The organism is [Clostridium] scindens ATCC 35704 (assembly GCF_004295125.1).
Classification (GTDB): domain Bacteria; phylum Bacillota; class Clostridia; order Lachnospirales; family Lachnospiraceae; genus Clostridium_AP; species Clostridium_AP scindens.
In genome coordinates this window covers 2,388,967-2,406,259 of record NZ_CP036170.1, presented here as the reverse complement: position 1 = coordinate 2,406,259, position 17,293 = coordinate 2,388,967, and the positions used below count along the sequence as shown (strand labels likewise).

Here is a 17,293-nt window from a genome sequence, read left to right as displayed (position 1 = left end):
TGTAAAGTTTGCAAAACCCGGATATTTCTGTATAATAACGTTTAGAAGCCTTATGCCTGACGGCAGAGGCATGATAAGGAGACGGTGGAAATATGATCACGATCGGAATATGCGATGACGAGCCAAAGATGCAAAAGGCTCTGAGAGTCCCGCTTGAAAGGAAGCTTCAGCTACTGGGGGAAGAATACCGCATCCAGGAATATGCTTCCGGCGAGGCATTGCTTGCAGGATCCCAGACGGATGGACTGGATATCCTCTTTCTGGATATTGAGATGGATGGACTAAATGGCATGGAGACTGCGCGCTCCTTAAGGTGGATGGAGTCCGACACCATCCTGATCTTCGTGACTGCTTACCCTGACTTTGTATTCCAGGGTTATGACGTCCATGCATTCCACTATATCCTGAAGCCCTACGAAGACCGGAAAATCCTGGAGGTGTTGGAACAGGCTTTAAAACTGCTTGGCAATCTGGGCGAGCAGTACTATACGGTTGAGCAGAAATCCGGCATCTTGAGAGTCCCATTGAAACATATCCTGGCCTTTTGCAGCGACCGTAGGAAGGTCTCCATCTTAACAGCAGATGGGAAGCTGGACTTTTATGGTAAGCTTGGAGAGGTAGAAAAGCAGCTACCGGACTATTTCATCCGGATTCATAACCGATATCTGGCAAACCTCAACCACATTACAGCCCTGGAACCTGACGGATGCGTGTGCGGGGATCATTTCCTGCCTGTCAGCAGGACTTACAGACAGCAGCTGGAGATCGCCTTTGCCCGGGCGCTGCTCCAATAAGGGAGGATAAAAATGGGAAATCAAGAGTCAGTGTCCACAATAATGGAAGTCTTTTCCAAATGCCTGTACGCCTTTGGGCTTCCTTTTTTCTGTAGACTGCTTTACTCCGTAGTTCCAAGGAAGGACGGAAAGTTCTGGACCGCCGTCATAGGCGTATCCTGCTACTTTCTCTTTGGAATGACCATCTTTACCAACGATATGTTCAATGTGACCTTGGATCTTCTGTGGTTTACCGCGCTGATGCTGGTAGCGTTCAAAGGAAGAGTCGTACCCAAGCTTGCGTCGGTGGCAATCTTTTACCCGCTGATCATCTCATTAAATTTTCTCATCCAGGATCTGTTGGGAGTAGTATATTTTTCTTTAGATGCCACACTTTTTGCAAGCATATTCTGTCATCTGTCAGATGCATTCCTGCACATCCTCTTCTGGTATGTGCTGTATAGGCTTTTCCGCCAGAGACTTTTTGATATCAGCAGGCTCTTCGACCAGAACACCTGGATCTTGCTGGGCGCGGTCTGCCTGGCTTCGCTGGTCAGCATCACTACCGTCATCTACTATACGCCGGCGGAAAGCTACAAGATCTGGCTATGCGCCCTGGCCTGCATCATTACCAACATAGGCAGCCTCTGCCTGGCCGGATATTTTTCCAACAGCATCCGCCTTGAGGCAGAGCGGAATAACCTGAAGCTGCAGCAGGAATATTATGAAGAACTGGAACGCAATCAGACGGAGATCCGTAAGTTACGCCATGACATGAATCATCACTTAAGTGTGATAAAGGATCTTTTTTATTCCGAAAACAGAATGGAAGCCGAGGAATATTTTAAAGAAGTAGAGTCCCAGATTGCCGTGCAAAACCGGGTATTCTGCAAGAACAGCATCGTCAATGCCGTTCTCAACGCTAAATACAGCCAGGCAGCCGGGCAAGGCATTGACTGCTTCTTCCATGTAGATCTCCATAATATACAGAGCATCGACTCTGTCAGCCTCTGTTCCTTGTTCTCTAATACTCTGGACAATGCCATAGAGGCGTCCCTGAAAGTCAGAGATCCTGGCGCAAGAAAGATCTCCGTAAAGGCCCGTTCCACGGATTCCGGCTACTTCAGTTATGAGATCTCGAACCAAAAGGCAAACCCCATCGTGGAGAAAAACGGCCATATCCTGTCGGACAAAAAAGATGCCAAGTCCCATGGACTCGGCATCCGAAATATACGTGAAATCATAGACAGATATAATGGCACGCTGGATATCTCCTATACGGAGGACACCTTCACGGTAACCATGCTGATCCGGCTCTAGGGGAATGTTTCTAGCAATCCACTCCTCTACCATAGGGAACGGCAGGGAGTCTTTCACCATCTGGTACACGCTTCCCATCAGAGAATAAGACATACAACTATGCAAACCCTTTTATTTCCTCCAGGAATCCCCGGATAAACGTTACAGACATATCGAGCGCCTCCTGCCCGAGTTCAGACGTCGAGTCCTTCGGGTCAAAAGGACCGAACCACCCGCTTGGGGCTATCTCTTTCGTATCTCTCACAAGGCGGACCGTGCCGCCCTTATAGCGGACTGCCTGTATATAGGCTGCCTCTACATTTTTGGAAGGATGCTGCGGATTCATAGGCTGACCAAGTTCCAGATGCACCGCATCCGGGTCGACCGCCATCATAGCGGACGTCTCCAAGATGTCGCCGTGTCCGCCCCGGAACTTCTCATCCAACTCTGCTACCAGGCTCCACCAGTCTATGCTGGCGCAGATACCGCCCTTATGATAGACTTCAAGCGCCGCGCGGTCGATGGAAGGCGTATTGCCCCCGTGTCCGTTCAGTACGACAAACCTTCTCACCCCATGCTGCATAAGCGAGTCCATGATTCCGTGCAGAACCATATACAGCCCCTCATATCCGATATTTATACTACCTTCAAAACTCAGGTGATAAGGACAGACGCCATACGGAACCGTGGGAGCGATAATCACATCTTCCATGTCAGCCACATGGTCTGCCAGATACGACGGTACCATATAGTCCGTCCCGAGCGCACACTGGGCACCATGCTGTTCTGTGCTGCCCACCGGTATCACCAGCACCGGATCTTTCTGAAATGCCTCTTTTGCCTGGGCTGTTGTCATCTTACCAAGATACATCTAACTACCTCCTCTTTTATGTGGCACTAACCTTTCTGAAACAGTTTAAAGTGACGGTCAATCGTCTCCTGCGGCGGAGCCTGTGTCAACTTGCTGACAATTACCATCGTGACCGCGCCGAGTATCGTAGCCGGGAACAGTGCATGGAACCCAAGGGCCAGTTCCTTCACTTCCGGAACAAGCGTAAAGCTAAGAAGGGCAATTACCCCTACCGCCACAGCCGCTATAGCGCCCGGGGCCGTCGATTCCTTCCAGTACATGCCAAACAGGATCGGCACGACGAAGACCGCCATTCCGGAAAAGGCGAACAGGTTGATCTCAAAGATGCTACCAGGCTGGAATACGCCAAAGAGTATAACGACCAGGCCGATCAATATGGTGACAACTTTGGACAGTTTCATGATGCTCTCATCGGTCGCCTTCTTGTTCACTATCTTCTGATAGATATCCCGTGTCACAGCCCCCGTCGTAGTGACGAGGATGCCGTCAATGGTAGACATTCCGGCTGCCACAATTCCGGCTATGAACAGGGACGCCAGGAATGGGTTCAGCCCTCTCTGCAGAATCATAGGAACAATCTGATCCGCCTTCTCAATATTCTGGATGGAAGCGATTCCATTGACGCCTGCCCATTCAATCAGCGTGGCAGAGACGAACATCCCTCCTGTGCCGAGCAGTATGGCCTTGAACATCGTCTTATGGTCCTTCATCGTAAAGAACTTCGTAAACAGGTGGGGCTGCCCCATCGTGAAGAAGGACCAAAGCACGATGTTGGACACGTAGTAAGCCCACGGCATGTACCCGTTCGCCCCGGGGAAGGTCAGGTAGGATTCATTCATATTCTGAAGCGTGCTGTTGATATTGTCAAAGCCGCCTCCCATTACAACCGAGACGATAAAGGTAACAACGGCCGTACCTATCATAAGGGATCCCTGGATGACGTCGGTCATCATCGCGCCCTTCATTCCGCCGCTCATACAATATAGTATAACGATTACTCCCATTCCTACAACCCCTACCCATTCAGGCAGGCCGGTAAATACATGCACGATAACCCCTGCGCCGATTATCTGTGCTCCCATCATAGGGATAAGGAAAAACAGCATCATGACACCGAGCACGCCGCTCATGGACCTGGAATGATATCGGTCGGTCAGATAGTCTGCCATCGTAAGGAAACCGTATTCATGCCCAAGTGTCACAAGTTTCCTTCCTATCAGAAGGGCCGGCAGTATCATACAGAAGACAGCGCCAGGCACAGAGATTGCCATGCCCGCATAACCGACGCCAAATATCGTACCCGGAGTGCCAAGGAAAGTACCCATGGAAAACTGCGTAGAAAAATAAGCGATACCGCTTACGATTACACCCGCTTTCCCGCTGAGAACGAAGAAATCGCCAATATTTTTCGTCTTTCGGCTGGCATACCAGCCGATAAATGCCATAATACCAAGATATATAGCCAGGACTGTGTAAAACGGTGCCGGTGATGGTTGGATTGCTTCAGACATTATTTCTCTCCTCCTTCAGTAACTTCCTCGTTTTTCTCATCATACACGTGGTATTCTTTTCGTTTCATACACATTCTGTAGTAGACGATAATCAGGGCAAACGTGATCGCCGTATGTACGAACCATCCGAAGATATATGAGGGGATCCCTCCTATCGCCGGAATATAAGTTTCGCTGTAAAAAAATGGAAACGGAATCATGATGATGACGAACATGATCAGAAAGATTACAAGCCATGTACGCTCAAAGTGTTTTTCAAATAGTTTTTTCATTGCTGCTTCTCTCCTCCCTTTTGTACTTCCTTCTGCAAAGTTGTCCTACTTTATTTATAGTGAGATATCCGGAATTCTCAAAATATAAAGTGTTTACTTTATTTTTTAATTATTATTATACATATAACAGCAAAATTGTAAAGTATTTACTTGCAAATTGTTTATGGATTCTTTATATTTATTTTATAGGCAGTTTATGACGCATCACTGCCGCCTATATTTGACATGGGTACCATATATGGAAAGGAAACAACATGGACATATTACAGAGAATCCGGGACATGTATCCCGCATTGACAAAGAAGCAGAAGGGAATCGCAGATTATCTGATGGAAAACCCAGAGGACGTCTGCTACATCACTCTGGCCCAGCTGAGCCAGCAGACAGCCTCTTCCGAACTGACATTGCTGCGCTTCTGCGAAAAAATAGGCTGTTCCAGCTTCCTGGAACTTAAGAATGAATTCAGGGAATACACGCAGCATATGATACGCCTGCTCTCTGCGCCCGCTTATTTTCCGCCTGAAAATGCGTCTTGCGAACGCTCGGCAAAGGAGGCGCTGCTTACAGACATCTGCCGCCAGGAGGCCGCCGCGGTCGCTGATTTCTCAGCTTCATTCAATCCGGAATCCATCGTGGCCGCCGCGGGAAAGATTAAGAAAAGCAGACGGATTTTCATTTTTGCCCATGATATCTCCAAAATACTCGGAGATTTTCTGGCAGCAAGGCTCCGGCTGCTGTATTTCAACGCGACCCTCATCGATCTGGACGACCTGGCTGAGACGCAGAACCGCCTGCAGCAGCTTTGCGAGGGTGACCTTGTCATCTTCTTTTCCTTCCCCAAGTATTATTATCCAATGGGGAGCATTGCCAGGAAGGCGGCGGACACAGGCGTCCCTATCCTGACCATCACTGACAGCATCTCATCGCCGGCCGCCGAACACAGCACCCACCTGCTTCTCTGTCAGACTTCGACGAAGATGTTCTACAACTCATTGACGCTGCCTATGACAATATTAAATCTTCTCGCGTCCTGCCTCGTCATCGACATGGTTCCGGAGTCGGAACGAAAAGATTTCAAAAAGACCCTGTCATCCTGAGCCGACGCAGCCAGTTCCAGACCACGGACCAGTATCAGCATATTTATATCAGGAGGTATCTACATATGGAAATAGGAGGGTTCTTCCCCTACGAAAAGAACAGTTCTGAAACAAACGGTTACTTAGACCTCGTCTGCCCGGACGCTGGTGACATAAGCCACCTCATGTCCGGCCGTTGCGCCATCTATCTCTGCCTGCAGGATTCCATGCTCACAGATATGAAACGTACTGCCTATCTCCCGGCATATACGTGCGAGACGGTAAGTGGCTGTTTTGTAAAAGCAGGCTATAAGATCTACTACTACGACGTAGACCGCTGCCTTGTACCGCAGTTTGATGACAGACTCATTGACAAGATCAGTCTTCTGCTCATCTGCGGCTATTACGGCTTTTCTACTTATGACACGGATTTTGTCAGAACATGCAGAAGCCGCGGCGTGACGGTCATGCAGGACACGACCCACACAGCATTCTCACCGTCCGGTGCCTGTCCGGACACCGACTATATCGCGGTCAGCCTCCGAAAATGGATGGGGGTCACCTCAGGAGGGCTGGCATTCAAACGAAACGGACGCTTTGGCGTATCACCTGTCCCCGCGGACAAAAAACATCTCAAGATAAGGGACAGAGCGCTCCGGGCAAGAGAAGCGTACGAGAGAACCGGAGACGAGGCATGGAACAAAAAGAGCACCGATGCATTCTGGGAGGCAGAATGGATGCTGCGGGAGATCTTCGATATGCAGGAAGGCGACGGCGAATCCCTTCAGACCATCCTCCATTACCCGCTCGCAGATGCCGTTAAAAAGCGCCGGGACAATTATGCATATCTGCTGGAGCACCTACCTGGCAATCCATCGGTATGCCCTGTATATACTAATCTTTTGCAGGACACCTGCCCTATGTTCTTCCCCTTCCTCTGCGAAGACAGGGAATCTCTCATGAAGCATCTGGCTGCCGCCGGCATACCGCCGAAAGTATACTGGCCGGTACCGCCTTTCATAGACATCGGAAAGTATCCTGGCGCACACTACATCTATGACCATATCATGTCCATCAGCTGCGACCAGCGTTTTACAAGAGACGATATGCAGCGCGTGGCCGATGTATTTCAGGCATACATGGAAAGCCGGTGACGCAAAAACTGTCCGCCTTTATGATAATAAAAAGTGTGCTGAGCACACTCTCAACTCCCCTGCCCCTCAATCATGACATTGTCAATCATGAGGGGTGGGGTTTTTCTTTGTGTTTCTTTATTGTAAATAATTACGAAAACATTTCCAAAATGATTAATTGTGGTGACCCTTCTTATGGTGATGCTTTTTTGCATACCCTGACTGTGTTCTTTCTCCATGTCTTGCGAAATTCTAACTTTCATATGTGCCCTTCCTTTTCAAAACCCCGCCTTCCATCATGACCGCGCCTCGCGCTATCACCGTGTGAAGATCCAGTTGTTCTGTGAAAAGCAGCATATCCGCATCCGCCCCTTCTTTTATGCAGCCTTTCTCCGGGTACAGGTCGAGCGCTTCAGCCACATGGGAGGTCACATATCCAAGGGCATCTTCGAGGTCCATTCCCAGGTCCTTAACCATAAGCTGCAGTTCCCTGTAGAGGCTGTCTACCCCGGATACGCCAATATCCAGAAGGGTCCCGTCCTCATCGTAGTTTGACCAACTGCCATGACCGTCCGAACTGATTGTAATATGTGCAAGCGGAAGCCCTCTTCTCGCCGCCTCCGCAATACATTGTCCCGGTGAAGGCTGTCCCTTCATACCGCATGTATAATCTACATAGCCGCCTTTTTCAAGGAACCCGTATCCGGCTTCAAGAAGCGCCTTATTGCGGTTCACATGAGTCGGACGGAAGATGCGGATAGGAAGCGCGCTATTTTCAAGGGCTTCATAGACCGGTTCCAGCCCTTCCGGTGCATCACCCATATGCAGTACGACCACTCCCGGTTTCCCACTCAGCATACCGGCCACCCTGACCCGGCCCGAAATCTGCATCAGCTGTCCTGGCGTCACATTCGGCGCCCGGTGGTCAGACAGCGCAAGCTTCATTCCAAGCACCTCTTTGACAAACATGATATCTCTGTCAGGCTCACCCGTTATGGATGGCCCCGGATATCCGTAGGCGCCGGTGAGCATATATGCGGTAACCCCTTCCTCATTCAGCGCTGCAGTCTTTGCATACAGGTTCTCCACGCTTCTCGTTATGCCATCGGTACCGAGAAGGCCGACTGCCGTGGTAATCCCTCCCTTTATCATCTCAGACAGGGCAAGTTCCGGGGTGCGGGTATGGAAGCTTCCTTCCCCCCCTCCTCCGGTCACATGTATATGCTGGTCGATCATCCCCGGGGCGAGGAGAAGCCCTTCTCCATCCATCACCCGGCAGTTTCCAGGCAGTCCTTCTATTTTGTCTTCTATCAGTTCTATCTTTTCATTACATATAAGAATATCTTTTTTTCCAATACTGGCCGGCGCATAGACTTCGGCATTTTTTATTAAAAGCATGTCGCATACTCCAATCTCCCGGAAGGGTACTTTCTCAAATCTATATTGCATGATTTCCCCGCATTTGTCAATTCGATACACTGTTAATCTTTATTTTTTTACAGTGGTTTCATACTTGTTCTCTTTACCGGAAACTGAATCCCCGACAGCCATTCTTCTTCCGATTCCTTGTTCCATACGCCGTTGATATACGATTCCCTCGGATTTCCATATATCTCATAACCATTGTTCTCCACGAATCGGAGCACCTGTCCATAAGCCTTCGGAAATCCTTCATAAGTCCTTGCATCCTTGCCATGCGGATGGCATCCATCCCCTGCATGCGGTCAACTGCTTCTTAAATAGTTTTTCTACCCTATCTGCCGCCATATCCGGTTCTCCTCTACCTTTCAAACATAAAAGTTCCGCTTTTGCCGCCGCTTTTTTCACAGAGATGGATCTCTTCGATCACCATCCGCTTATCAATGGCCTTGCACATGTCATATATGGTCAGAAGCGCCGTCGACACGCCAGTCAGCGCCTCCATCTCCACCCCTGTCTTTCCTTCCGTCTTAACCTGGCAGAAGGCTTTGATCTCAAGTTTTTCAGGGTTCATCTCGAACCTGACTTCCGAATTGGCAAGATTCAGCAGATGGCACATAGGAATCAGTTCCGCCGTCCTCTTCGTTCCCATAATCCCTGCCACTTGGGCTACCGTCAGCACGTCGCCCTTCTTCACCTTCCTGCCGGCGATGGCTTCAAACACTTCCCGGCTTACCCGGATCTTTCCCTCTGCCAGGGCTCTCCTTTGCGTGATTTCTTTACCGGAGACATCTACCATTACCGCATTGCCATCCTCATCAAAATGACTGAATTCCATTTTTTCTCCTCCTGCCTTCTGTCCTAGTCCAGATATGTATTCTTATACTCTTCACGGATATTTTCCGGAACCAGTTTTCCTCCGGTCGCCCACACGATATGGGCAGACTGCTCCATCTTGTCTTCCAGGCCATGTTCCTTAATATACTTCCGCGTCTCAGCATAACGCGTAAGTTTCAGCGGTCCCTCAAATGCCGCGCAGGAACTTGGCTCGATGAAGATATTCTCCGTATCCCATAAAGCCCTCATATACTCATAGAGCCATTGATCCTTCAGCGTAAATTCGCCGCTTAGCAGAGGCTCCATAACCTTTCCTACGAATCCCGACGGACGCCCCACCGCCAGGCCGTCTGCATGGGTGAGTCCGGTAAGCCCTATATCCTGGACGCAAACCTGATTGTGAAGTCCGGTCGCCATGCCAAGGATCATGCAAGGAGCCTGGGTGGGCTCTACAAAGAACACATGCACATGATCCCCCCATATCTCCTTCAGGCCAAACGTCACGCCGCCCGGAGCCCCGCCTACGCCGCAGGGAATATAGACAAAGAGCGGATGCTCTTCATCCACCTGGATGCCCAGTTCTTCTATCTGTCCGATCAGGCGCTTTGCGGCTACTGCATATCCCATGAATAGATTCTTGGAATTCTCATCATCCACAAAGTAACTATTCGGATTGGCGTCTGATTCTTTTCTGCCATTCTTTACTGCCTCGCTGTAATCCGACTCATATTCCACCACTTTTACTCCATGGCTACGCAGCATATCCTTCTTCCATTGCTTTGCATCCGCAGACATATGCACGATGACTTCATACCCCACCGCCGCGCTGGCAATGCCAATGCTCAGGCCCAGGTTGCCGGTAGAGCCTACTTGTATGGTATACTGGCTGAAGAATTCCCTGGATTCATCCGCTGCCAGTTTGGAATAGTTATCTTCAAGCGTTATAAGCCCTGCTTCCAAAGCCAGGTCTTCCGTATGCTTCAGCACTTCGTAGATCCCTCCCCTTGCCTTCACAGAACCAGCCACTGCCAGGTGGCTGTCCTGCTTCAAGAGGAGACGTCCCTGGATCGTATCTCCATACGTCTGGTTCAGAAATTCCTGCATCTTCGGTATCGGTGTCAGGGCGGATTCGATCAGCCCATTTCGCTCCTTCGTCTCTGGGAAGCACTTCATTATAAAGGGAGCAAAGCGTAAAAGCCTCGCCTCTGCGTCATCAATATCCTCCATCGAAATGCCAAGGCTATCCTTTGCCTCATTCCATGGCATCCATTTTGGATTCACCCATCCCACTTCTTCTGCCTTTGCGATCTGCTTCACCACCGGTATGTCCATTCTCTTACCTCCTTTAAAAAAAGGACCGGAAATTCCGGTCCTTTGTCGTTCAAATCTCCTATTCCCATTATATTTTACAGGAATATATATTTCAATATAAATAATACTGCCAGTACATACATCAGTATGCTGATCTTCTTCTCCTTCGTCTTTCCTGTCAAAAGATTCAAGGCTACATAAGAGATGACTCCCATGGAGATACCTTCTGAAATGCTGTAGAAGAATGGCATTGCCAGAATACAGATATAGCACGGAAGCGCTTCTGCGATATCGCCAAAGTCGATGTTGACAACGTTAGTCAGCATATAGAATCCAACGACTACCAGAGCCGGCGCTGTCGCGAAAGAAGGAATCGCAAGGAAGATTGGCGACAGGAACAGGGCAAGCCCAAACAGGATCGCCGTAGTCACTGCCGTAAGGCCTGTTCTTCCGCCTTCTGATACGCCGGATGCACTCTCTACGAATGTCGTGGTAGTAGAAGTACCAAGCAGTGCGCCTGCCGTCGTTCCAACCGCATCTGCAAGAAGCGCGCCTTTGATGCGTGGCAGCTTGCCGTTTTCATCCAGCATATTTGCCTTGGATGATACGCCGATCAACGTTCCGATGGTATCAAACATATCAACAAACAGGAATGCAAAGATTACAACAACAAAGTTCAATGAGAAGATTCCCGTAAAATCAAGCTTGCAGAATATCGGCGCAAGGCTTGGCACTGACAGCCCGCTGCTGAAATCAGGAAGCAGCCCGTAGAATCCAAGTTCCGGATTTGGAACGTATAAGCCGGCAATCTGGCAGATGATTCCAAGCAGCCATGTAATCAGGATGCCCCACAGGATATTGCCTTTGATGTTCTTGATTACAAGGATTCCGGTAATGATAATGCCGATAATCGCAAGAAGTACCGTGATTCCTACATCATTAAAGGATGCTGCCACTCCATTCGCCTCATTGTACTTGTCCACGGAGAACAACTGGAGAAGCGTGGAGCCTCCGATAACGATCTTTGCGTTCTGCAGGCCGATAAATGCGATAAACAGACCAATACCTACGCTGACAGCAGCCTTTAAGTTCTTCGGAATCGCATTGAAGATTGCCTCACGCACGTTGGTAAGCGAAAGGATGATAAAAATAATACCTTCCACGAATACGGCGGTAAGCGCAACCTCCCAGCTGTATCCCATACCCAGGACAACCGTGTATGCAAAGTAAGCATTCAGTCCCATGCCCGGAGCCAGTGCAAACGGATAATTCGCGAATAATGCCATCAGCAATGTGCCAATCAAAGATGCCAGCGCCGTAGCAGTGAATACGGCTCCCTGATCCATTCCTGTAGCGGAAAGGATGCTGGGATTAACAGCAAGGATATAGGCCATTGTCATAAATGTCGTGATTCCGGCCAGGATCTCAGTCTTTACATCCGTGCCATTCTCACTCAGTTTAAAAAACTTTTCTAACATGTGTTTCCCTCCTTTTCGTCTCTCACCATTAGAAACAATAACAAGTTAATATTAACAAAATAGACCCATAAAGTAAATGGGTCTATCTATTAATTATTGTTATCAATAACTATTACCAGGCTTCCCTGATCCGTTTTCTAAGCGGCAGCACCATGCCAGGCGCCACGGAAAGCTCGTCAATTTTCATCTCAAGGAATGTCTCCGTAAGGCTTAAGTCCGCTGCCAGTTCTCCGCAGATGCCAATCCATTTTCCTTCTGCATGGGCATTCGCCGCTGCCATGCGGATCATTTCCAGGACTGCGGGGTGATGGGAGTCGTAGAATGCGTCCAATTTCTGGTTCTGGCGGTCGATCGCCAGCGTATACTGCGTCAGGTCGTTGGTTCCGACACTGAAGAAATCAACCTCTTTTGCCAATTCCCGGCTTACCATAACTGCCGCCGGCGTCTCGATCATGATGCCCAGTTCTACATTCTCCCGGAAGGCAATTCCTTCTTCTGTCAGTTCCTTCTTCACCTCTTCAATGATATCCTTGATTCTTCGCACTTCATTGACCGAGATGATCATGGGAAACATGATCGCGATCTGCCCGAATGCGGATGCCCGGTACAATGCCCGAAGCTGGGTCTTGAATATCTCCGGCTTTGTAAGGCAGATACGGATTGCCCGGTATCCCATGGCCGGATTCTCTTCCTTGCAAAGGCCAAAGTAATCCACCTGCTTGTCAGCGCCGATATCCAGGGTGCGGATAATGACCTTTCTGCCGGCCATATTCTCCGCCACCGTCTTATATACGGAAAATTGCTGTTCTTCCGTCGGATACGTCTCGCTTTCCAGATAAAGGAACTCGCTTCGGAACAGCCCGATGCCGCCAGCGTCATTTTTGAGAACAGCGCCTACATCGGCCAGGTTCCCGATATTAGCATACAGATTTACCTTCTGTCCGCTCTTTGTTATGTTCTCCTTGCCTTTTAACTGCTCTAGAAGTTCCTTCTGCTCCTGGTCCTTCCTCTGCTTTTCCTGCATGGCCTCCATGGTCTTTGCATCCGGCTCGATGTAGACCTTTCCTTCCAGTCCGTCAACAATGGCAAGTTTCCCGTCATACTCCTTTTTCAGGTCTTCTCCAAGAGAAATCACTGCCGGTATGTTCATCGTCCTTGCAAGAATAGCGGTATGTGAATTGGCAGATCCATACATGGTGATGAAGGACAGCGCCTTCTCCTTATCCAGCTGTACCGTTTCGCTTGGAACCAGGTCATCCGCGGCGATGATCGACGGCTCATCCATCTTCATTGCATCCGTGCTGTTATCGGACAGCACCTGAAGAAGCCGTTCGGACACATCCTTTACATCAGCTGCCCGTCCTTGCATATATGCATCATCCATAGCCTGGAACATGGCTGCAAAGTTATCTGCCGTGGTGCCGATGGCATATTCGGCATTCACTTTCTGGGTGGTAATGATATTTACGATAGACTCTACATAATCCAGATCCTCCAGCATCATCTGATGGATCTCGAATATCATGGCATTGGATTCGCCTACGTCCTCCATTGCCTTATTATATAGTTCCTGAAGCTGGGCCACTGCCTTTTCCTTCGCCGTCTCGAATCTCTTTACTTCCCCTTCGATATCATCCACATGAGTCCTTTTGATCGTAATCTCATTTCGTTTGTAAAATGCAATCCTGCCGATTGCCACTCCGCCAAATACGCTTTTTCCTGTTAGTGTAATCATCTTTTCATCATCCCCTTTTACAGGTTCTCTTTTAAAAATGTTTCCAGTGCCTGAGCCGCAGTCTCCTCATCCGCGCCTTCTGCCGTCATGAATATCTCGTCGCCTTTCTTGGCTCCAAGGCTCATAACTCCAAAGATTCTCTTGGCATCCGCGCTTTTGCCGCCCTTTCCAATCATAATCTTGGATGTAAATTCATTGGCCTTCTTAACCAGCAGGCCAGCTGGTCTTGCATGGATTCCCTCCGGGTCAGTAATGGTGTACTGGAATTCTTTCATTGTTTCGTTCTCCTCTTCTTTATTATAATTATTTATATTTTCGCTGTCTATTGTTTTTCTACAGGAAGCGGCTTTTTCAAAAGTATGATGCCTGCCATGGTCACCCCGGCCCCGATTGCCAGCGCCAGAAGAAACATCGGCGCATTCTCCACGATCCCGATAACAAAGATCCCGCCGTGAGGGGCTCTTGACCCGCATCCAAACGCCATGGACAATGCCCCTGCCACTGCAGAGCCTGCTACGCATGGAGGAATGATTCTTAGCGGATCGGATGCCGCAAAAGGAATGGCCCCTTCCGTAATAAAGGATAGACCCATGATATAGTTCGTAACCGTGGTCTGTTTCTCACTCTTGGTGAACCGTTTTTTAAAGAAGGTAGTCGCCAGCGCAATGCCGATTGGCGGCGTCATGCCTCCGATCATAACTGCTGCCATGATGTCAATCTGGCCGCTTGCAATGGCCGCCGTCCCGAACACATAGGCCGCCTTGTTGAATGGTCCTCCGAAGTCAATGGACATCATCCCGCCTAAGACGGCCCCCAGAAGAATCTTGCTGGATTCTCCCATGCCTGCCAGCATATCATTCAGCCAGGTATTAAAGGCTCCTACCGGAGGGTTTACAAGGAATATCATAATCGCGCCCATTGCCAGGATTCCAAGGAAAGGATACAGCAGTACCGGCTTGGTGCCTTCCAGGGATTTGGGCAGCTTATCTAACAGTTTCTTAATCAGCACCATCAGGCAGCCTGCAACGAAGCCTGCAATCAGTGCTCCGAAGAAGCCGGAAGATACCCACTGGTCTTCCGGCAGGGATACGGATGTTCCCGCCTTGGCAAGTAATCCGCCCACGATGCCTGGCATCAGCGCTGGCCTGTCCGCGATTGCCATCGCGATATATCCGGCCAGGATTGGGAACATCATGCCAAATGCAGTATTGCCCACCGTATGGAAGAACAACGCAAGCGGCGTCCCGGATCCAAAGTCCGCGGCTCCCGCGTTGGCGCTGTCCACCAGGAAGGACAGGGCGATCAGGATGCCGCCGCCGATCACGAATGGAAGCATATGGGACACGCCGTTCATCAGGCTTTTGTAGATCTTTCTTCCCAGGCCTTCCCCGTCCTGGCTTACGCTTGCCTCATCCGTGCCTTTGCTGTGGTAGATTGGCGCCTTGCCGCTCATGGCTTCCGTAATCAGTTCTTCCGCCTTGCTGATTCCGTTGGCGACCTTCGTAATAATGACTGGCTTGCCATCGAATCTCGCCATTTTTACATCCTTATCCGCAGCGATGATTATGCAGTCGCATCCGGCAATCTCATCGGCTGTCAGCACATTTTTATCCCCGCCTGATCCATTGGTCTCCACTTTGATCGTGTAGCCCATCTCTTGTGCCTTGTTCTCCAGGCTTTCGGCCGCCATATAGGTATGGGCAATACCGGTCGGGCACGCGGTGACTGCCAGAATCCGATAGCCTTTTTTGTCCTCTTTATCGTTTTCCTTTTGCTCTTTGGATTCTTCCGGAAACTTCTCTTTTTCAGCAGCGTCGATATAGCCCAGGAATTCCTCCTTTGTCCCGGCGCTCATAAGATTTTCACGGAATCCGTCATCCATCAGCAGCATGGAAAGCCTGCTCAATACTTCCAGATGGACATTGTCTTCTGTATTCGGCGCGGCAATCAGGAAGATCAAATGAACCGGCTCTCCATCCAGAGAATCATAGTCCACGCCTTCCTTCACCGCCATGGCCGCTAGTCCCGGCGCCTTGACGGCATCAGTCTTGGCGTGTGGGATCGCGATTCCTTCCCCAATCCCCGTGGTGCCTTCTTCTTCTCTTTTATATACGCCTTCTCTATATGCATCCACGTCCGCAATGTTGCCTCCGGCAGCCATAAGATCTACCATCTGGTCAATGGTTTCTTTCTTTGAATGAACCTCTCCATTCAGGTTAATGCTCTCTTTCCTGAGCAAGTCTACGATTTTCATCTCTTTTTCCCTCCTATAATCCAAATTTCTTCGGATCCTCATTAAGCAGCCTCACTACATCCTCTTTGGCTGCCAGCCAATAAAGAAATGCCGTTGCGCTTCCGGTTGCGACTCCCAGCCTGAACGCCTTTTCATAATCTCCGGTATTCAGGTATCCGGTTAAAAATCCCGCCACCATAGAATCGCCTGCCCCTACGGAATTGAGCACCTTGCCCTTGGGAGGCTTCCCGCTATGGATGCTTCCGTCCTCCGCCAGGAGAATCGCTCCATCTCCAGCCATTGACACCAGTACATTCCTGGCTCCCATCTCCTTTAGTCTTCCCGCGTATTCGATGATCTCTTCTTGCGTTTTTAAGGTGGTTCCAAACATCTCGCCCAGTTCATGATTGTTGGGCTTTATCAGGAAGGGATGGTATTTTAACACATTTAGCAGCAGATCCTTCGTGGCATCTACCGCCACCCGGATATCCCTGCCTTCAAGCCTTGCCATGATCCGCTCATACATATCCGAGGGCAGCGTATTGGGAATGCTTCCCGCAAGCACCAGCACATCCCCTTCCTCCAACTGATCCAGCTTCTCATACAAGAGATCAATCGCCTCATTGGTAATCACCGGGCCTTGTCCATTGATCTCCGTCTCTTCCTTTGCATTGACTTTTACATTGATCCGCGTAAATCCCTCTTTTAATTTGATAAAATCAGTGTAGCACCCATAATCATTGAGCATCTTCTCAAGGGACTCGCCGGTAAATCCGGCTACAAACCCAAGGGCCTTGCTCTTTAGCCCCAGATTTGACAGTATCACTGATACATTGTTCCCCTTTCCTCCCGGGTAGATGCATTCATGGGTGGTCCTGTTAAGCCTGCCGGGCACCAGTTCTTCCGCCCGGATGACGTAATCCAGGGAAGGGTTAAATGTTACCGTGTAAATCATGTTTTATCCAACCTCCAAAATATTCTTGCATGCCTTGTAGGGCGCATCCCGCAGCCTGGTAGTCAGGATCATTCCTTTTTCAAGTCCGGCGCTTCTGTAATATCCGGCGTCGTCAGGCCGCGCTCCCTATGTACTCCGTTAGCCCCGAAAAAGCCTTTCGTAAAGTTATATCTTTTCAGGCTATCTATTGCCTGAGCACCTACGATCGCCTCCGTCACTTCTTTTAACTCGCCGCCCGGCAGAAAGACCCTGCACCGGTAGACAAAATCATCCTTTTCAATCAGGGCCGCCGCATACTTAGCGATCACTACTTTTTCCTCTATATTCATATCTCTGCGAACCTACTCATTTACAAGCCTTAATAAAAACAGGGCAGATAACTCTGCCCTG

General features: G+C 49.5%; 17 protein-coding genes and 1 pseudogene. 4 read left to right on the top strand and 14 right to left on the bottom strand.

Annotation, left to right across the window (positions count from 1 at the left end; translation table 11 throughout):
• Positions 1-92 precede the first annotated feature (92 nt).
• Both HDCHBGLK_RS12435 and HDCHBGLK_RS12430 read left to right on the top strand, forming a co-directional pair.
• Positions 93-794: a LytR/AlgR family response regulator transcription factor gene (locus tag HDCHBGLK_RS12435; protein WP_004607751.1), complete on the top strand. Its 702-nt coding sequence runs from the start codon at positions 93-95 to the stop codon at positions 792-794.
• 12 nt (positions 795-806) lie between these two features.
• Positions 807-2,093 carry a sensor histidine kinase gene (locus HDCHBGLK_RS12430; RefSeq protein ID WP_004607752.1) on the top strand — a complete coding sequence of 429 codons (1,287 nt, stop codon included), beginning with the start codon at positions 807-809 and terminating at the stop codon, positions 2,091-2,093.
• A gap of 97 nt (positions 2,094-2,190) precedes the next feature.
• On the opposite strand, the gene HDCHBGLK_RS12425 is transcribed toward HDCHBGLK_RS12430, so the two are convergent.
• From HDCHBGLK_RS12425 to HDCHBGLK_RS12415, 3 genes are read right to left on the bottom strand one after another with little or no spacing between them, the layout of a single operon-like run.
• The gene (locus tag HDCHBGLK_RS12425; protein WP_004607753.1) at positions 2,191-2,943 is read right to left on the bottom strand and encodes a creatininase family protein; all 753 of its coding nucleotides are present in this window, start codon (positions 2,941-2,943) and stop codon (positions 2,191-2,193) included.
• 26 nt (positions 2,944-2,969) lie between these two features.
• Complete coding sequence (locus HDCHBGLK_RS12420) at positions 2,970-4,454, bottom strand: sodium/pantothenate symporter (protein WP_004607754.1); 1,485 nt, start codon at positions 4,452-4,454, stop codon at positions 2,970-2,972.
• Positions 4,454-4,726, bottom strand: coding sequence for a hypothetical protein (locus HDCHBGLK_RS12415; RefSeq protein ID WP_004607756.1), 273 nt, complete (start codon positions 4,724-4,726; stop codon positions 4,454-4,456). The genes HDCHBGLK_RS12420 and HDCHBGLK_RS12415 overlap by 1 nt, the downstream gene beginning before the upstream one ends.
• A gap of 254 nt (positions 4,727-4,980) precedes the next feature.
• On the opposite strand from HDCHBGLK_RS12415, the gene HDCHBGLK_RS12410 reads away from it, so the two are divergent.
• Entirely contained in the window at positions 4,981-5,823 is an 843-nt protein-coding gene (locus tag HDCHBGLK_RS12410; RefSeq protein ID WP_004607757.1) for a MurR/RpiR family transcriptional regulator, read from the top strand.
• 65 nt (positions 5,824-5,888) lie between these two features.
• Positions 5,889-6,956, top strand: coding sequence for an aspartate aminotransferase family protein (locus HDCHBGLK_RS12405; protein WP_004607758.1), 1,068 nt, complete (start codon positions 5,889-5,891; stop codon positions 6,954-6,956).
• 50 nt (positions 6,957-7,006) lie between these two features.
• Here the strand turns inward: HDCHBGLK_RS12405 and HDCHBGLK_RS12400 are convergent, their stop codons facing one another.
• The 11 genes and pseudogenes from HDCHBGLK_RS12400 to HDCHBGLK_RS12350 form a co-directional block, all read right to left on the bottom strand.
• Positions 7,007-7,198, bottom strand: coding sequence for a hypothetical protein (locus HDCHBGLK_RS12400; protein WP_004607759.1), 192 nt, complete (start codon positions 7,196-7,198; stop codon positions 7,007-7,009).
• The gene (gene iadA / locus HDCHBGLK_RS12395) at positions 7,188-8,333 is read right to left on the bottom strand and encodes a beta-aspartyl-peptidase (RefSeq protein WP_039909869.1); all 1,146 of its coding nucleotides are present in this window, start codon (positions 8,331-8,333) and stop codon (positions 7,188-7,190) included. The genes HDCHBGLK_RS12400 and iadA overlap by 11 nt, the downstream gene beginning before the upstream one ends.
• Before the next feature lie 98 nt (positions 8,334-8,431).
• Complete coding sequence (locus HDCHBGLK_RS12390; RefSeq protein ID WP_004607761.1) at positions 8,432-8,569, bottom strand: hypothetical protein; 138 nt, start codon at positions 8,567-8,569, stop codon at positions 8,432-8,434.
• A 146-nt stretch (positions 8,570-8,715) separates the two neighbouring features.
• Positions 8,716-9,192, bottom strand: coding sequence for a cyclic pyranopterin monophosphate synthase MoaC (gene moaC, locus HDCHBGLK_RS12385; protein ID WP_004607763.1), 477 nt, complete (start codon positions 9,190-9,192; stop codon positions 8,716-8,718).
• Between the two features lie 23 nt (positions 9,193-9,215).
• Positions 9,216-10,523 carry a D-serine ammonia-lyase gene (dsdA, locus tag HDCHBGLK_RS12380; RefSeq protein WP_004607764.1) on the bottom strand — a complete coding sequence of 436 codons (1,308 nt, stop codon included), beginning with the start codon at positions 10,521-10,523 and terminating at the stop codon, positions 9,216-9,218.
• Positions 10,524-10,597: 74 nt separating this feature from the next.
• Positions 10,598-11,980, bottom strand: coding sequence for an NCS2 family permease (locus HDCHBGLK_RS12375; RefSeq protein WP_004607765.1), 1,383 nt, complete (start codon positions 11,978-11,980; stop codon positions 10,598-10,600).
• Between the two features lie 112 nt (positions 11,981-12,092).
• Positions 12,093-13,715, bottom strand: a complete 1,623-nt coding sequence (ptsP, locus tag HDCHBGLK_RS12370; RefSeq protein ID WP_004607766.1) for a phosphoenolpyruvate--protein phosphotransferase — start codon at positions 13,713-13,715, stop codon at positions 12,093-12,095.
• A gap of 17 nt (positions 13,716-13,732) precedes the next feature.
• Positions 13,733-13,990: an HPr family phosphocarrier protein gene (locus HDCHBGLK_RS12365; RefSeq protein WP_004607767.1), complete on the bottom strand. Its 258-nt coding sequence runs from the start codon at positions 13,988-13,990 to the stop codon at positions 13,733-13,735.
• A gap of 47 nt (positions 13,991-14,037) precedes the next feature.
• On the bottom strand, positions 14,038-15,969 hold the full coding sequence (locus tag HDCHBGLK_RS12360; RefSeq protein ID WP_039909871.1) for a PTS fructose transporter subunit IIABC: 1,932 nt from the start codon (positions 15,967-15,969) through the stop codon (positions 14,038-14,040).
• Between the two features lie 13 nt (positions 15,970-15,982).
• Positions 15,983-16,903 (bottom strand): 1-phosphofructokinase, encoded by a 921-nt coding sequence (gene pfkB / locus HDCHBGLK_RS12355; RefSeq protein ID WP_004607769.1) that lies wholly within the window; start codon positions 16,901-16,903, stop codon positions 15,983-15,985.
• Between the two features lie 3 nt (positions 16,904-16,906).
• Positions 16,907-17,244 (bottom strand): annotated as a pseudogene (locus HDCHBGLK_RS12350) (DeoR/GlpR family DNA-binding transcription regulator); the annotation flags it as partial.
• Between the last annotated feature and the right edge of the window lie 49 nt (positions 17,245-17,293).

Coding starts and splice junctions, on each gene's coding strand:
- HDCHBGLK_RS12400 (WP_004607759.1), bottom strand. CDS start 7,198: ATGAAAGTTAGAATTTCGCAAGACATGGAGAAAGAACACAGTCAGGGT.
- dsdA (WP_004607764.1), bottom strand. CDS start 10,523: ATGGACATACCGGTGGTGAAGCAGATCGCAAAGGCAGAAGAAGTGGGA.
- HDCHBGLK_RS12365 (WP_004607767.1), bottom strand. CDS start 13,990: ATGAAAGAATTCCAGTACACCATTACTGACCCGGAGGGAATCCATGCA.
- pfkB (WP_004607769.1), bottom strand. CDS start 16,903: ATGATTTACACGGTAACATTTAACCCTTCCCTGGATTACGTCATCCGG.
- HDCHBGLK_RS12425 (WP_004607753.1), bottom strand. CDS start 2,943: ATGTATCTTGGTAAGATGACAACAGCCCAGGCAAAAGAGGCATTTCAG.
- HDCHBGLK_RS12420 (WP_004607754.1), bottom strand. CDS start 4,454: ATGTCTGAAGCAATCCAACCATCACCGGCACCGTTTTACACAGTCCTG.
- moaC (WP_004607763.1), bottom strand. CDS start 9,192: ATGGAATTCAGTCATTTTGATGAGGATGGCAATGCGGTAATGGTAGAT.
- ptsP (WP_004607766.1), bottom strand. CDS start 13,715: ATGATTACACTAACAGGAAAAAGCGTATTTGGCGGAGTGGCAATCGGC.
- HDCHBGLK_RS12405 (WP_004607758.1), top strand. CDS start 5,889: ATGGAAATAGGAGGGTTCTTCCCCTACGAAAAGAACAGTTCTGAAACA.
- HDCHBGLK_RS12410 (WP_004607757.1), top strand. CDS start 4,981: ATGGACATATTACAGAGAATCCGGGACATGTATCCCGCATTGACAAAG.
- HDCHBGLK_RS12360 (WP_039909871.1), bottom strand. CDS start 15,969: ATGAAAATCGTAGACTTGCTCAGGAAAGAGAGCATTAACCTGAATGGA.
- iadA (WP_039909869.1), bottom strand. CDS start 8,333: ATGCTTTTAATAAAAAATGCCGAAGTCTATGCGCCGGCCAGTATTGGA.
- HDCHBGLK_RS12430 (WP_004607752.1), top strand. CDS start 807: ATGGGAAATCAAGAGTCAGTGTCCACAATAATGGAAGTCTTTTCCAAA.
- HDCHBGLK_RS12435 (WP_004607751.1), top strand. CDS start 93: ATGATCACGATCGGAATATGCGATGACGAGCCAAAGATGCAAAAGGCT.
- HDCHBGLK_RS12375 (WP_004607765.1), bottom strand. CDS start 11,980: ATGTTAGAAAAGTTTTTTAAACTGAGTGAGAATGGCACGGATGTAAAG.
- HDCHBGLK_RS12415 (WP_004607756.1), bottom strand. CDS start 4,726: ATGAAAAAACTATTTGAAAAACACTTTGAGCGTACATGGCTTGTAATC.